Genomic DNA, 12,852 nt, shown 5'->3' on the forward strand with positions numbered 1-12,852 from the left:
AAATCGTCGGTGAAGGCGCGATTACAGCAGGGGCGCTGCGGCCCACTCTGGTACGAGTGTACCGACGAAACGTGCTGATTGGCTCCTTGCCGCGCCGGGTATGCGTGCGGTCACACCCACGTCAACGGAGAAAGCTGATGGCAAGTTCACTGACTGGCAAGAAGATTGCGTTCCTGGTCGCACCCGAAGGCGTCGAGCAGGTGGAGTTGACCGAACCGTGGGAGGCCGTCGAACAGGCCGGCGGCACCCCGGAGCTGGTGTCGACGGAGGTCGGCAAGATTCAGGCGTTCAATCATCTCACCCCGGCCGACACGTTCGAGGCCGAGAAATCCGCCGATTCGGTGTCGGCGTCCGACTACGCGGGCCTGGTGCTGCCGGGAGGCGTCGCCAACCCCGACAACCTCCGCATGAACGCCGCCGCGGTCGCGTTCACGAAAAGTTTCTTCGATGCGGCCAAGCCGGTGGCGGTGATCTGCCACGGACCCTGGACGCTGATCGAGGCGGACGTGGTGCGTGGACGCACCATGACATCGTGGCCGAGCGTGAAGACCGACCTCGTCAACGCGGGAGCCAACTGGGTCGACGACGAAGTGGTCGAATGCTCGCGCGGGCCAAACACTTTGGTGTCCAGCCGCAAACCGGATGATCTGCCTGCGTTCTGCAACACGCTGGTGAGCGCTTTCGCCAAGTAGCCGAAACCCGGCCCACCGACCGACGCCCCTGGGTAACGTCGCGAACATGCTCCTCGCCGCGCTTCGCGACATGCAGTGGAGAAGGCGGCGTTTCGCGATCGCGGTGCTGTCCACCGCGATCATCTTCGGGATGACGCTCGTTCTGACCGGATTGGCCAACGGTTTCCAGACCGAGGCCGAGCGTACGGTCGACTCGCTCGGGGTCGACCAGTTCATCGTCAAAGCCGGCGCATCGGGTCCCTTCGTGGGCGCGACACCGTTCGCGCCCACCGAATTGCGGCGCATCGCCGCGGCACCCGGCGTCGACGCGGCCGCTCCCCTGGCCTATGCCGGTGGCACCGCGACTCTGGACGGTGAGACGCGCAATGTCGACATCTTCGGTGCGCCGGAACGCGGTCCGGGCATGCCGGCCGTGGCGGAAGGGCGCGTGCCCACGGATCCCGACGAAGTGGCGGTGTCGACCACGCTGGGCCGCGGTGTCGGCGATGAAGTCGAGATCGCTTCCCGGACGTTGCGTATCGTCGGCCTCGTTGAGAACTCGACCGCGCTGGCGAACCTGCCCAACGTGTTCCTCACCACACAGGGAGCGCAGCGGCTGATCTACGGCGGTGAGCCGCTGGTCGCGTCCATCGGGGTTCGCGGGTCACTCGAGCGGGTGCCGGACGGCTATCGCGCGGTCGACCGCGCGGGCGCGATCGAGGATCTGCTTCGGCCGCTGAAGGTCGCGGTCAACTCGATCACCATCGTCGCGATCCTGCTGTGGATCGTCGCGGCGTTGATCGTGGGTTCGGTCATCTACCTGTCTGCGCTCGAACGGCTACGAGATTTTGCCGTGTTCAAAGCGATTGGCGTACCGACGCGTTCGGTGATGGCCGGGCTGGCGCTACAAGCGGTGATCGTGGCGTTGCTGGCCGCTTTGGTCGGGGCGGGGCTGTCGCTGTTGCTCGGGCCCCTGTTTCCCATGCAGGTCATCATCCCGACGCAGGCGTTCGTCGCGTTGCCGGTGATCGCGGTCGTGATCGGCCTGATCGCCAGCGCGGCCGGACTGCACCGCGCGGTGTCCGTTGATCCGGCGATGGCATTCGGAGGACCCTGACGCATGGGTGATCTGTCGATTCAGAACCTCGTGGTCGAGTACTCCAGCGGCGGGCACAAGGTGCGGCCGATCGACGGCCTGAACCTCGATGTCGCGGCGGGCTCGCTGGTGATTCTGATGGGACCGAGCGGATGCGGGAAGACGACGCTGTTGTCCTGCCTCGGCGGGATCCTGCAACCCACCGATGGCGCAATCAAGTTCGGCGACGTCGACGTGACATCGTTGAGCGCCAAGGACCTTGGTACATACCGGCGCGAGACTGTGGGGTTCGTCTTTCAGGCGTTCAACCTCGTGCCGAGCCTCACCGCGGTCGAGAACGTGATGGTGCCGCTGCGCGCTTCGGGCATGTCGCGTCGTGCCTCGCGCAAGCGCGCCGAACAGTTGCTGGGCAGGGTTGGTCTGGAGGACCGGCTCAACCACCGGCCCGGCGATCTCAGCGGCGGGCAGCAACAGCGGGTGGCGGTGGCCCGCGCGATCGCATTGGACCCGCCGCTGATCCTGGCCGACGAGCCCACCGCGCACCTGGATTTCATTCAGGTCGAGGAGGTGCTGAAGCTGATCCGCGAGTTGGCCTCCGGCTCCCGGATGGTGGTCGTCGCGACACACGACAGCCGGATCCTGCCGTTGGCCGATCGCGTTGTCGAGATGGTGCCCGACTTCGCGTCGGTGGATCGCCCGCCAGAGAGCGTCGAGTTGGAGGCGGGTCAGGTGCTCTTCGAGCAGGGCACGATGGGCGACCTCATCTACGTCGTGACCGAGGGTGAGATCGAGATCGTGCGTGCGCTTCCCGGCGGCAGCGAGGAGATGCTGAAGCTGGCGACCAAGGGCGACTACTTCGGCGAGATCGGCCCACTGTTCCACCTGCCGCGGTCGGCGACCGCGCAGGCGCGCACCGACGCGACGGTCGTGGGATACACGGTGCAGGCATTCCGAGAACAGCTGGGGGCGGCCGGGGTACGCGAGCTCATCGAGCACCGCCCGCTGGCCGCCGAGGAAGCAGCTACCCCGGAACGAGGCTGAGGAGCACGTCGGGACCGATCGGTTCGATCCCGTCGAACCGCCACCGCTGGGCGTGCGCGATGCTCAGCACCCCGACGTCGTCGACGGCGGTTATCGGGCCGCCCAACAGGATTGGCGCCACGTAGGCCAGGATGCGGTCGATGACCCCCGCGCGCAAGAAGGCTCCCGCCAATGTGGGGCCACCCTCGAGCAGCACGTCGGTGCGGTCGGAAAGCGCCTTGATGACCTCATGCGGGTCGTGGGTGCGGATCACCATCGTGCGCGAATCGTCGTTGAGAACCCTTGCTTCCGAGGAGATTTCACGTTCGCCCACAACGACCCGCAATGGCTGACGGTCGGCCAGCGTACCGTCCGGCAACCGCGCGGTGAGCACCGGGTCGTCGACGAACACCGTGCCGGTGCCCACCACGATCGCATCGGCCACCCGACGCCTGCGGTGTACGTCGGCGCGCGCGGCTTCGCTCGTGATCCACTGGCTGCTGCCGTCCGCCGCCGCGCTGCGACCGTCGACGCTTGTCGCGAACTTCCACGTCACATGCGGTGCAGCGGTGCGTTGCTTGTGCAACCACTCGCGTAACGGACCACCCGCCACGGCGTCGGCGAGCACACCCGCGGCCACTGTCAGCCCCGTGTCGGCAAGTCGTGCCGCTCCCCCGGCGGCGACCGGATTCGGATCGGCCACCGCGTAGACAACTGTCGAAATACCCGCTGCGACAAGGGCGTCGACACACGGCGGGGTCCGGCCGTGGTGATTGCACGGCTCGAGTGTCACGACGGCGGTGCCGCCGACGGCGCGCTCACCCGCCCGGCGCAGCGCGAGCACCTCGGCGTGCGGACCGCCGGGCGGTTCGGTCGCGCCGACCCCTGCCACCTCGTTGTCGCGATCCAGAATGACCGCTCCCACAGGCGGATTGGGGTAGGTGGCGCCCTTGGCCTTGTCGGCCTGTTGGATCGCCAGCCGCATCGCGGCCTCGAGGTTCATAGGCGCAGGTGGTTGGACGCGGCGGCGGCTTGACGGCGCAACGATTCCACCGCCGCCGCGGGGTCCTCTGCGCTGTAGACGGCCGACCCCGCGACGAAGCAGTCCACTCCCGCCTCGGCGGCCTGCTCGATGGTGTCCGCGTTGATGCCGCCGTCGATCTCGACGACGATCGTCAGCTCGCCTGCGTCCACGAGACGCCGGGCCGTGCCGACCTTGACCAGCACCTCGGGGATGAACTTCTGGCCGCCGAAGCCCGGCTCCACCGACATGATCAGCAGGGTGTCGAACTCCGGCAAGATCTCCAGATACGGCTCCAGCGGAGTTCCGGGCTTGACCGAGAGTCCCGCCTTGGCGCCCGCCGCCCGGATGTCGCGGGCGACGCCGACGGGGTTGTCGGTGGCCTCGGCGTGGAAGGTCACGTTGTACGCGCCCGCTTCGGCGTACGGCGGTGCCCACCGATCGGGGTTGTCGATCATCAGATGGCAGTCCATCGGAATGTCGGTCACCTTCAGCAGCGCCTCGACGACCGGCTGACCGATGGTCAGGTTCGGCACGAAGTGGTTGTCCATCACGTCGACGTGCAGCCAGTCGGCACCCGGCACCGCCGCGGCCTCGTCGGCGAGCCGGGCGAAGTCGGCGGCCAGAATCGACGGCGCAATAAGCGGTCCTCGCATGCGCCTACCCTACTTTGAGCGCGGCCGCGAACATGGCGTCGGTGCCGTGCCGGTGCGGCCACAACTGCACATACGGCCCGGCGCCGAGGTTGTCGGCGGCGTCGCCCGCCGGGAAGAACAAGGGCCGGGCGTCCAGGGCGGTCACCGGGTGTCGGCGCAGCGCGTCGGCGACCACACCGACGGTCTCGGGCAGATGCGGTGAACAGGTCGCATACAGCACCACGCCACCCGGGCGCGTCAGGCGAATCGCCGAGGCCAGCAGTTCGCGCTGCAGTTTGGCCAGCGGCGGCACGTCGCCGGGCTGACGCCGCCATCGGGCCTCCGGTCTGCGCCGCAGCGCGCCCAGTCCCGTGCAGGGCGCGTCCACCAGCACCCGGTCGAAGCCGGGTTCGACACCGGGGTCACGGCCGTCGACGCGCAGCACCTCGACCGGGAGGCCGCGGGTGTTCTGCTCGACGAGGTCGGCCCGTGCGGGCGCGGGCTCGACCGCGGTGACGCGTCCGTCGCCGGCCAGCGCGGCGAGCAAGGCGGTCTTACCGCCAGGGCCCGAGCACAGGTCGAGCCAGCGGCCGCCGTCGTCGCCGTCGAGTTCGGCCAGCGTGAGCGCGCGGGCCACGAGCTGGCTGCCCTCGTCTTGCACCAGCGCCGTGCCGTCACGCACGGCCTGAAGCCGGCCCGGGTCGCCACCGGTCAGATACACGGCGTACGGCGAATAGCGGCCGACCGTGCCGCCCACCTGGGCGGCCAGATCCGCGGCGGTCAACGCGCCGGGCCGGGCCGCGAGGTGAACCGCCGGTCGGGCGTTGTCGCTGGCGAGCAGCGCGTCGAGGTCGCCGGCGTCGGCGCCGAGCGCATCGGTGAAGGCCTGGGCGATCCAGCGTGGATGCGCGTGGACGAACGCCGCATGTCCGATCGGATCGGTGGTCGCGTCGGGCGCCAGCTCCTCGACCCAGGACTGCTCGTCCCGCGACGCGATCGTGCGCAGCACGCCGTTGACGAAACCGGCTCGCGCCGAATCGAACTCGATTCCGGCTTGCTCCACGGTGGTCGACACCGCGGCGTGCTGCTCGACCCGGGTGCGCAGCAACTGATAGGTGCCGAGTCGAAGCAGGTCGAGCAGGACAGGATCGATTCTGTCCGGCGGACGGTCGGCGGCGCGGCCGATGACGGCGTCCAGCAGGCCTTTCGTCCGGCAGGCCCCGTAGGCGAGTTCGGTGGCGAAAGCGGCGTCGCGGCCGCCGATCCCGCGATCCTGCAGGATGGCCGGCAGTGCGAGGTTGGCGTAGGCGTCCTTCTCCGAAACCGCCCGCAGGACGTCGAATGCAGCGCGGCGCGCCGGGTCGAGCGGTTGGCGCCGCTGACGTGGCCGCTTGCGGGGCGGGGTCATTCGGCTCGCGCCGTTTCGTCGAGGCGGGCGCCGCGGGCCCAGTCGGCCGCGTTCATCGGCTTCTTACCGGGTGGCTGAACCGTGCCGAGCAGCACGGGGGCGGACGCGGTGCCGATGCGCACGCCGGTGCGATCGGCCCGAATTATGCCGGGCGGCAGGCTTACTGACTGGTCGTCGACGCTGACGGGACCGAGTTTGAACCGTAGGTCGCCGAACATCGTCCAGGCACCGGGGTTCGGTGTGACGGCGCGGATGCGTCGCTCGACGACGTGTGCGGGCAGATCCCATCGCACCCGGGCTTCGTCGACGGTGATCTTCGGCGCGATCGTCACGCCGTCCGAGGGCTGTGGCACCGCGGCGAGCGATCCGTCGGCGATCCCGTCGAGCGTCGTCTCCAGCAACGCCGCACCCGAAATCGACAGCCGCTCAAGCAGTTCACCCGCGGTGTCGGTGGGGCGGATGGTTTCGGTGACCACGCCGTAGACCGGCCCGGAGTCGAGGGCCGGCTCGATCTGGAACGTCGTCGCGCCGGTCACGGTGTCGCCGGCGGCGATCGCGGCCTGCACCGGCGCTGCCCCGCGCCAGGCGGGCAACAGCGAGAAGTGCAGGTTGACCCAGCCGTGGGCGGGCACTGTGAGCAACGTGTCTTTCAGCAGGGCCCCGTAGGCCACGACGGCGCAGCACTCCGGGGCGAGCGCGGCCAGTTCGGCGACGAACTCATCGGAGTTGGGCTTGAGCGGCCGCAGCACGGGGATGTCGTGCTCGAGTGCGAACCGGGCCACCGGCGACGGCGACGGTTTTCCGCGCCGGCCCGAGGCGGCGTCTGGGCGGGTCAGCACCGCGACGACGTCATGACGTGGCGATTCGACGAGCCGACGCAGCGACGGCACGGCGGGCTCGGGCGTCCCGGCGAAGACGATGCGCACCGCGCCAGTGTAGAGAGGGCATTCGGCGCGGATACCGATGCGTGTTCAGCGCGGCGTCTGGTAGTACTCCCGCTCCGCGACACCGGTCAGCGGTGCGACGAACATCCACGGGATCGTGGTGATCAAGCGGTTCAGCGTGGCGACGGAATCGTTGTAGTACTGGCGCGCGAACGCGAGCTTGTTCTCGCTGTCGGTGAGGTTCTCCTGCAAGTTGAGGAAGTTGTTCGACGAGTTCAGTTGCGGATAGTCCTGTCCGAGAGCCAGCAGCGGGGCCAGCGCGGCGTCGAGGTCCTTCTCGGCGGCGCTGCGCTGGGCCACCGACTTACCCGCCGTCGCGGAGGTCAACGCCGCCCGGGCGTTGGTGACGTGGTCGAGGATGCCCTTCTCGTGTGCGGCGAAGGTCTGCACGGTGTGCACGAGGCTTGGGATCAGCGATGCGCGGCGCGTGAGTTCGACGTCGATACCGCTGAGCGCCTCGGCAACTCGCACATCGGCGGCACGCAGCTTGTTGTAGCCGACTACGAACACGACGAACGCCAGTACCGCCAACACCAGCGCACACACCAACAGCAACGTCACCATGATCCGCCGCCGCTGCCGCTGCTGGACGACTGTGACGCGGTGTAGGCGCCGATCGACGACGACAACGCCGACTCGAAGCTGTCGAAGCTCGCCCCTCGGGAGCCACCGACGAAGCCCACGCCGCTGGTCGACGACGAGTTGTACCAATCAGGTTGCGGTGCAGGTGCGCCCGTGGCCGCCTCGTACTTCTTGGCCCACAGGGCCGCGGCGCCCGCGGCGACCGCGAACGGGACATAGGCCGAGTAGAGATCCTTGCGCGCCCCGAAATCGAACCGCGCCTCAGCCGAATCCGTGGTCAGCAACCGGTGGAAACCGCCTGCGCGCGACCATAGTTCGCGGCCCGTCTCCGTTCGGCGGGTCCCCACGCCCGCGGACCACGATCGGACCGACAGCAGGAAGAAGGCCGCGAACGGCAGCGCCCACATCGTGGTCGGGAAGACCCATCGGAAGACGCCGAACAGCATGAACAGGAACGCGATCGCGTTCGCGGTCCGCACCCACAGCTCCTTCTTGCGCTTGGCGAGCAGCTTGTTATCGAAGGCCCACTTCTCGACGGCTTTGGCCATGTCGGTCTTGGCCTTGGTGAGTTTCTGCCCCGATTTGACGGTCTTCTTGGCTTCGAACTCGGTGCCCGGGCCCATCACTTTCAACGCCGACCCGACGGCCACGCCGACCGGGTCGACGTCGAGCCACGCGCTGCGCTCGGCGATCCCCCGGACACGCCAATGCTGGTCGCTCATCTGACGCAGCTCGATCAGCCCGCGCTCGGCGAGGTAGAACAGCGTGGCGGTGAGGCCGTTCTTGGGAACCGCTTCGGTGCGGATGTACTCGGTCTGGACCGGGCCGAGACCGGGCGGCGGCGCGTACTGCAGCGGAAAGCCCGGCGACGGTTCCACCGTGGTGCGATACCACAGCAGCGCGGCCGCGCCGGCTGCCACGGTCAGGGCCGCGACCCACAGCACTCCGGTCAGCGACGAGCCGAGCACCCGGTCCCATTTGTTGGTCCACGGCAGTTCGGCGCGCGACGGGGTGGGGACGTCGACACCCGCGCGCACCGTCACGGGTGTGCGCGGCGCGAGGTACTGCGCGGAGAGCTCGACTTGGTTTCCCGTGACTGTCAGGTCCCGGCACGGCGCGCCGGTGCCGTAGCCGACCGAGCACTGGACTTGGGCGACGTTGCCGGGCAGCCGGATCGAGACATCCGCCCGCTGGATGCGGTTGTTCCAGGCCGGTGCGATCACATTCCAGAAGAACACCGAGTCCGAGGCCGCGGGTTCGCCGGTCGATGAGGCGAATCTTCGGTCGGCGCCGACGTTTCCGGGATCGAGAACGCCTTCGATGGAGTAACGGATCTCGAACACGTGCTCGCCGTATCTGAGGTATTCGTCGGGATCGCCGATTTTGGCGACCCGGAACCGCTCCCCGTCCTCCCACAGCATCTGATACGACACCGACTCGCCGTCGAGCAGGATCGATTTGATTTTCGGCGTCTGCCGGACGTGAGGGCTGTTGGGATTGGTCACATCCCAGTACCGGAAGATCCCGTGCCTGCCGCCGGGGAAGTCCGCCGTGATGGTTTCCACCGCGTCGAGACGTCCGTTGCCGTCGACGACGATGTCCATGTTGTAGTCGGTGATGACGACCGGGTCGTCGACGGGGGCCGCGTCCGAGCCGCCGCCGGTGAAGATGACCGGCCACAGCAGCCCGAAGGCGAGCAGCAGCACCGTGATCGACCACGCGAACAAGCGGCGCATGCGGACCTCCTGTCCTGCCCGTTGCCGGGTGTCCGACTCACCCTATGTGCAGCGGGTCGATCTGGATGCGAACCGGCTGCTGATCGTGACGTGCGCTGAGCACCGCAGCCGCCCGTCGCAGGGCAGAGGACAGCGCCAGTCCGGTGTCGCGGGGCACCCGGACGAGCATCCGGATCACCGTGCCGTCGGCAGGGATTCCGGGCGGCCGGCGCGCACCGGCCGGGAGATCGACCGGCCCCAACCGCTCGGCGCCGTCGGGCAGTGGTGCGGTGTCGAGCAGCGCGTGCACCGCCTCGGGCAGGCCGTCGATCGCGGCCATGTGCACGGCCGGGGGCAGGCCGACGTCGGTACGGGAGTTCAGCTCAATGTCCGCGTGGCCGACCGGATCCCAGCGGATCAGCGCCTGCACGGTGGGTATCGCGGACTCGGCGACCACCGCGACCACCCCACCGTCCGCCCGATTGCGGACCCGAGCGCCTGCGGCCATCCAACGGCGCAGGGCATCCTCCGCGGCACGCAAGTCCTGGCGGCCGAGAAGCGCCCAGCTGTCCAGCAGCAGCGCGGCGCCGTAGCCGCCCGAAACGGCGGGCTCCGCACCGGGTGTAGCGACCACGACCGCCGGATGTGGCGGCACTTCGGCCACCATCGCGTCACCGCCGGAGGTGATGACCGTCGTCCCGGGGAAGGCCCGGCCGAGCTCCTCGGCGGTGCGACGGGCCCCGACGACGACCGCGCGCACCGCGTCCGAGCCGCATCGGACGCAGCGCAAAGCGGTATGGGTTCGACCACACCATCGGCACACCGCGCCTGCGGCATCCCGGTCGGGCAGCGACAGCGGGCCGGTGCAGTGCCTGCACCGGGCGATGGTCCGACACCGCGCACACGCCAACGCCGGCACATATCCGCGGCGTGGTACCTGAACCAGCACCGGCGCGCCGGCCTGCAACGCCTTGCGCGCCGCCTGCAGTGCCATCGACGGTAGCCGGGCGGTCCGGGCGGCCGGATCGCGTTCCTGCTCGAAACCACTGTCGTCGAGGGCGATCACGCGCGGGGAGGCCGCGCGCACCACCGGTCGAAGCGCGACCAGATCATGCGCCCAGCCGCTGCGCACGAGCGCCTGCGCCTCGGCGGTCCTGGCGTAGCCGCCGATCAGTGCGGCGCACCGGAGTTGGTGGGCGCGCAGCATCGCGCCCTCCCGCGCATGCGGGTACGGCGCCCGCGGCTCGGCGAGCGTGTCGTCGCCGTCGTCCCACACCATCACCAGGCCGAGGTCGGTGACGGGCGCGAAAACCGCGCTGCGGGTGCCGATGACGAGCCGGGCAGCGCCGCGCAATACCGACAACCACCGTCGGTAACGTTGCGCGGGGCCAAGTCCGGCCGACAGCGCCACCACGCGCGTGTCGTCGACGAGGCGCACGGCTGCGGCGTGCAGCGCGTCGATGTCACGCTGATCCGGGACGATCACCAACACACCGCGACCGGAGTTCACCGCGACCGCCGCCGCTTCGGCCAGTCGGTCCGGCCACGCGTCCCCGGGCAGCGCCTGCCAGACCGCGCGCGCCGCGCGACCGTCGGCCAGCGCCGCGAGGAACTGTGCACCGCGGCCATAGGCGGACCACGCGGCGGTGTTGACCGAGCCGGCGGTGAACGTCACCGACTCCGGCGGGTCCTGCTTCTCGACCCGGGCGTGGCGCGGTGGGATCGCCAGCCGCAGCACGTCCGCGCGGGTGCCCGCATAGCGCGCCGCGACGGCGTCGGCCAGCCTGCGGATCTCCGGTGTCAGCACCGGCTCCGGCGACACCACCCGGTCCAACCAGCCGAGCTTGCCGACATGGTCTGTGTCGGAACGTCTTTCGAGGATGAAAGCGTCGACCAGCCGGCCGTGGAACCGCACCCGCACCCGGACGCCGGGCTGCGCGTCGTCGGACTGCTCGGCCGACACCAGATAGTCGAATTCGCGGTCGAGATGAGGCACGGTCAGCATGGGCAGCACGCGCGCGATCGGCTCGTGCTCAGCCTGCTGCCGTGGGCTTTTCACCTACGAAGTGGTAGCAGACCGCGCGGACACCACTGTCCGGCCGAAGAAGAACCCCGCCGTGATCAGCAGCAGTGACGCCGCATACACCGACCAGATCGGAATCGCCAGCGCCTCTGCGTCCGTTGGCGCCAGGACGAACTTGCCGATGCCGATCATCGCGTCGGACACCGCGAAGCACACCGCGCCGATGGCGGTCCACGGCGTCGGCAGGCGCGCCAGCAGTGCGGCGCACACCATCGCGCCGAGCACCGCGATGTACAACGTGACCGGTAGCGCCATCCCCTCCTCGATCAGCCGCGGCCAGAACCACACCAGCAAGGCCAGACAGGCGGCGACGATGATCGCCGCAGCGGCCAGCCGCGGCGTCGACCGGGCGGCCAGCGGCCACAGCGCCGCCAAGAAGCACAGGTGCGCGACGAGAAAGGCGCCCAGCCCCAGCACGAATGACGGCTCCCACCACGGCAGTGCCAACAGGAAGTCGCCCGCCGCCGAGAACAGCAGGGCGGCCACCAGCCAGCGTCGTTCGCGGCGGACCGGGTGGGTCAGCGCGGCCGCCGCGAGAAGCACCGCCGCGGCCGCCTTGACCGCGGGCTGCAGCGCGAACTGGCCGGTGAGTGCTGCGCCCTCGGGGAGCCGCTGCGCGGTCACGCTCAGAAATACGGTGTAGCAGGCGCCGACTACCGCCGCCGCCACCCACAGAAGCCTGGTCCGCCGGTGAACGTACGGTGTCCCCATGTCAGTCTCAGAAGTAGGGCCGGCCAGCCCGGAGCCCATAGACGCCATCCTGCTGAAGGTACTAGAGAAGGTCCCGTTCCAATTGACAACCGACGGTGGGGCGCAGGCGGCGCGGCAGCGGTTCAACGCGCTGCCCCGCGTCGAGACGAATCCCGAGATTCGGGCGGAGAACCTCGAGGTCGACGGGCCCGGCGGTCCCATCCCGGTGCGGGTGTACCGCCCGGCGACCGGAAGCGACACCTCGCCGCCCGTCGTGCTGTTCGTCCACGGCGGCGGCTGGTCGGTCGGCGACCTCGACAGCTACGACAGCACCGCACGTCGGCATGCGGCCTCCGCCGACGCCGTGGTGGTCTCCGTCGACTACCGGCTCGCGCCCGAGCACCCCTACCCCGCCGCCGTCGACGACGTGTGGGCGGTGACGCAGTGGGTCGGCACACACGCCGACGAGTTGCAGGTCGACGCGGATCGATTCGCAGTGGCCGGTGATTCGGCGGGCGGCAATCTCGCCGCGGTGGTTTCTCAGCTGGCGCGCGACGCGGGCGGACCGCCGATCCGCTTCCAGCTGCTGTGGTATCCGGCGACGACGTGGGACGTGTCGCTGCCGTCGTTCAAGGAGAACGCCGACGCGCCGATCCTCAACTTTGCTGCGGTGACCGGCTTTTCACGGTGGTACGTGGCGGACATGGATCTGTCGGACATGCCCGCGACGCTGGCGCCCGCCCGCGCAAAGGACCTCACCGGTCTGCCGCCCGCCTACATCGCCGTCGCGGGTCACGATCCGCTGCGCGACGACGGTGCCCGCTACGCCGAGTTGCTGGCCGCCGCGGGCGTCCCCGTCGAACTGCACAACGCCGAAACGCTGATCCATGGCTATCTCGGTTATGCGGGTGTGGTGCCCGCCGCGACCGAGGCCACCGAGCGGGGATTGTCGGCGTTGCGTCGCGCACTGCACGGGTGATGCGGTCG

12 protein-coding genes are annotated in these 12,852 nt (G+C 69.5%); 4 read left to right on the forward strand and 8 right to left on the reverse strand.

From position 1 onward, the window contains the following. The first annotated feature begins 137 nt into the window (after positions 1-137). From AU187_RS10010 to AU187_RS10020, 3 genes are read left to right on the forward strand one after another with little or no spacing between them, the layout of a single operon-like run. Positions 138-692: a type 1 glutamine amidotransferase domain-containing protein gene (locus tag AU187_RS10010; RefSeq protein ID WP_172800209.1), complete on the forward strand. Its 555-nt coding sequence runs from the start codon at positions 138-140 to the stop codon at positions 690-692. 46 nt (positions 693-738) lie between these two features. Next, the gene (locus AU187_RS10015) at positions 739-1,788 is read left to right on the forward strand and encodes an ABC transporter permease (protein ID WP_059166661.1); all 1,050 of its coding nucleotides are present in this window, start codon (positions 739-741) and stop codon (positions 1,786-1,788) included. 3 nt (positions 1,789-1,791) lie between these two features. Further along, entirely contained in the window at positions 1,792-2,808 is a 1,017-nt protein-coding gene (locus AU187_RS10020) for an ATP-binding cassette domain-containing protein (RefSeq protein WP_059099968.1), read from the forward strand. Here AU187_RS10020 and ribD read toward each other — a convergent pair. From ribD to AU187_RS10060, 8 genes are read right to left on the reverse strand one after another with little or no spacing between them, the layout of a single operon-like run. Continuing rightward, positions 2,789-3,790, reverse strand: coding sequence for a bifunctional diaminohydroxyphosphoribosylaminopyrimidine deaminase/5-amino-6-(5-phosphoribosylamino)uracil reductase RibD (gene ribD, locus AU187_RS10025; RefSeq protein ID WP_059099967.1), 1,002 nt, complete (start codon positions 3,788-3,790; stop codon positions 2,789-2,791). The genes AU187_RS10020 and ribD overlap by 20 nt on opposite strands. Beyond that, a complete protein-coding gene (gene rpe / locus AU187_RS10030; RefSeq protein ID WP_059099966.1) occupies positions 3,787-4,464 on the reverse strand; it encodes a ribulose-phosphate 3-epimerase in 678 nt (225 codons plus the stop codon). The genes ribD and rpe overlap by 4 nt, the downstream gene beginning before the upstream one ends. 4 nt (positions 4,465-4,468) lie before the next feature. Next, positions 4,469-5,851: an RsmB/NOP family class I SAM-dependent RNA methyltransferase gene (locus AU187_RS10035; RefSeq protein ID WP_059099965.1), complete on the reverse strand. Its 1,383-nt coding sequence runs from the start codon at positions 5,849-5,851 to the stop codon at positions 4,469-4,471. Further along, entirely contained in the window at positions 5,848-6,777 is a 930-nt protein-coding gene (fmt, locus tag AU187_RS10040; protein ID WP_059099964.1) for a methionyl-tRNA formyltransferase, read from the reverse strand. The genes AU187_RS10035 and fmt overlap by 4 nt, the downstream gene beginning before the upstream one ends. 45 nt (positions 6,778-6,822) lie before the next feature. After that, positions 6,823-7,359, reverse strand: coding sequence for a LemA family protein (locus AU187_RS10045; RefSeq protein WP_059099963.1), 537 nt, complete (start codon positions 7,357-7,359; stop codon positions 6,823-6,825). After that, positions 7,353-9,113, reverse strand: coding sequence for a DUF2207 domain-containing protein (locus AU187_RS10050; protein ID WP_059166662.1), 1,761 nt, complete (start codon positions 9,111-9,113; stop codon positions 7,353-7,355). The genes AU187_RS10045 and AU187_RS10050 overlap by 7 nt, the downstream gene beginning before the upstream one ends. A 37-nt stretch (positions 9,114-9,150) precedes the next feature. Next, positions 9,151-11,097, reverse strand: coding sequence for a primosomal protein N' (locus AU187_RS10055; protein ID WP_082683873.1), 1,947 nt, complete (start codon positions 11,095-11,097; stop codon positions 9,151-9,153). Positions 11,098-11,151: 54 nt separating this feature from the next. Further along, on the reverse strand, positions 11,152-11,886 hold the full coding sequence (locus AU187_RS10060; protein ID WP_172800210.1) for a lysoplasmalogenase: 735 nt from the start codon (positions 11,884-11,886) through the stop codon (positions 11,152-11,154). Between AU187_RS10060 and AU187_RS10065 the strand changes: the two genes are divergently transcribed. Further along, positions 11,885-12,844 carry an alpha/beta hydrolase gene (locus AU187_RS10065; protein WP_059099960.1) on the forward strand — a complete coding sequence of 320 codons (960 nt, stop codon included), beginning with the start codon at positions 11,885-11,887 and terminating at the stop codon, positions 12,842-12,844. The genes AU187_RS10060 and AU187_RS10065 overlap by 2 nt on opposite strands. Positions 12,845-12,852 lie beyond the last annotated feature (8 nt).

This window comes from Mycobacterium sp. IS-1556, assembly GCF_001499985.1.
GTDB lineage: Bacteria > Actinomycetota > Actinomycetes > Mycobacteriales > Mycobacteriaceae > Mycobacterium.

Bases quoted from the DNA above. Each gene is read 5' to 3' on its own strand.
- AU187_RS10050 (WP_059166662.1), bottom strand. From the start codon at position 9,113: ATGCGCCGCTTGTTCGCGTGGTCGATCACGGTGCTGCTGCTCGCCTTC.
- ribD (WP_059099967.1), bottom strand. From the start codon at position 3,790: ATGAACCTCGAGGCCGCGATGCGGCTGGCGATCCAACAGGCCGACAAG.
- AU187_RS10060 (WP_172800210.1), bottom strand. From the start codon at position 11,886: ATGGGGACACCGTACGTTCACCGGCGGACCAGGCTTCTGTGGGTGGCG.
- AU187_RS10035 (WP_059099965.1), bottom strand. From the start codon at position 5,851: ATGACCCCGCCCCGCAAGCGGCCACGTCAGCGGCGCCAACCGCTCGAC.
- AU187_RS10015 (WP_059166661.1), top strand. From the start codon at position 739: ATGCTCCTCGCCGCGCTTCGCGACATGCAGTGGAGAAGGCGGCGTTTC.
- AU187_RS10020 (WP_059099968.1), top strand. From the start codon at position 1,792: ATGGGTGATCTGTCGATTCAGAACCTCGTGGTCGAGTACTCCAGCGGC.
- AU187_RS10055 (WP_082683873.1), bottom strand. From the start codon at position 11,097: ATGCTGACCGTGCCTCATCTCGACCGCGAATTCGACTATCTGGTGTCG.
- AU187_RS10045 (WP_059099963.1), bottom strand. From the start codon at position 7,359: ATGGTGACGTTGCTGTTGGTGTGTGCGCTGGTGTTGGCGGTACTGGCG.
- AU187_RS10065 (WP_059099960.1), top strand. From the start codon at position 11,885: ATGTCAGTCTCAGAAGTAGGGCCGGCCAGCCCGGAGCCCATAGACGCC.
- rpe (WP_059099966.1), bottom strand. From the start codon at position 4,464: ATGCGAGGACCGCTTATTGCGCCGTCGATTCTGGCCGCCGACTTCGCC.
- AU187_RS10010 (WP_172800209.1), top strand. From the start codon at position 138: ATGGCAAGTTCACTGACTGGCAAGAAGATTGCGTTCCTGGTCGCACCC.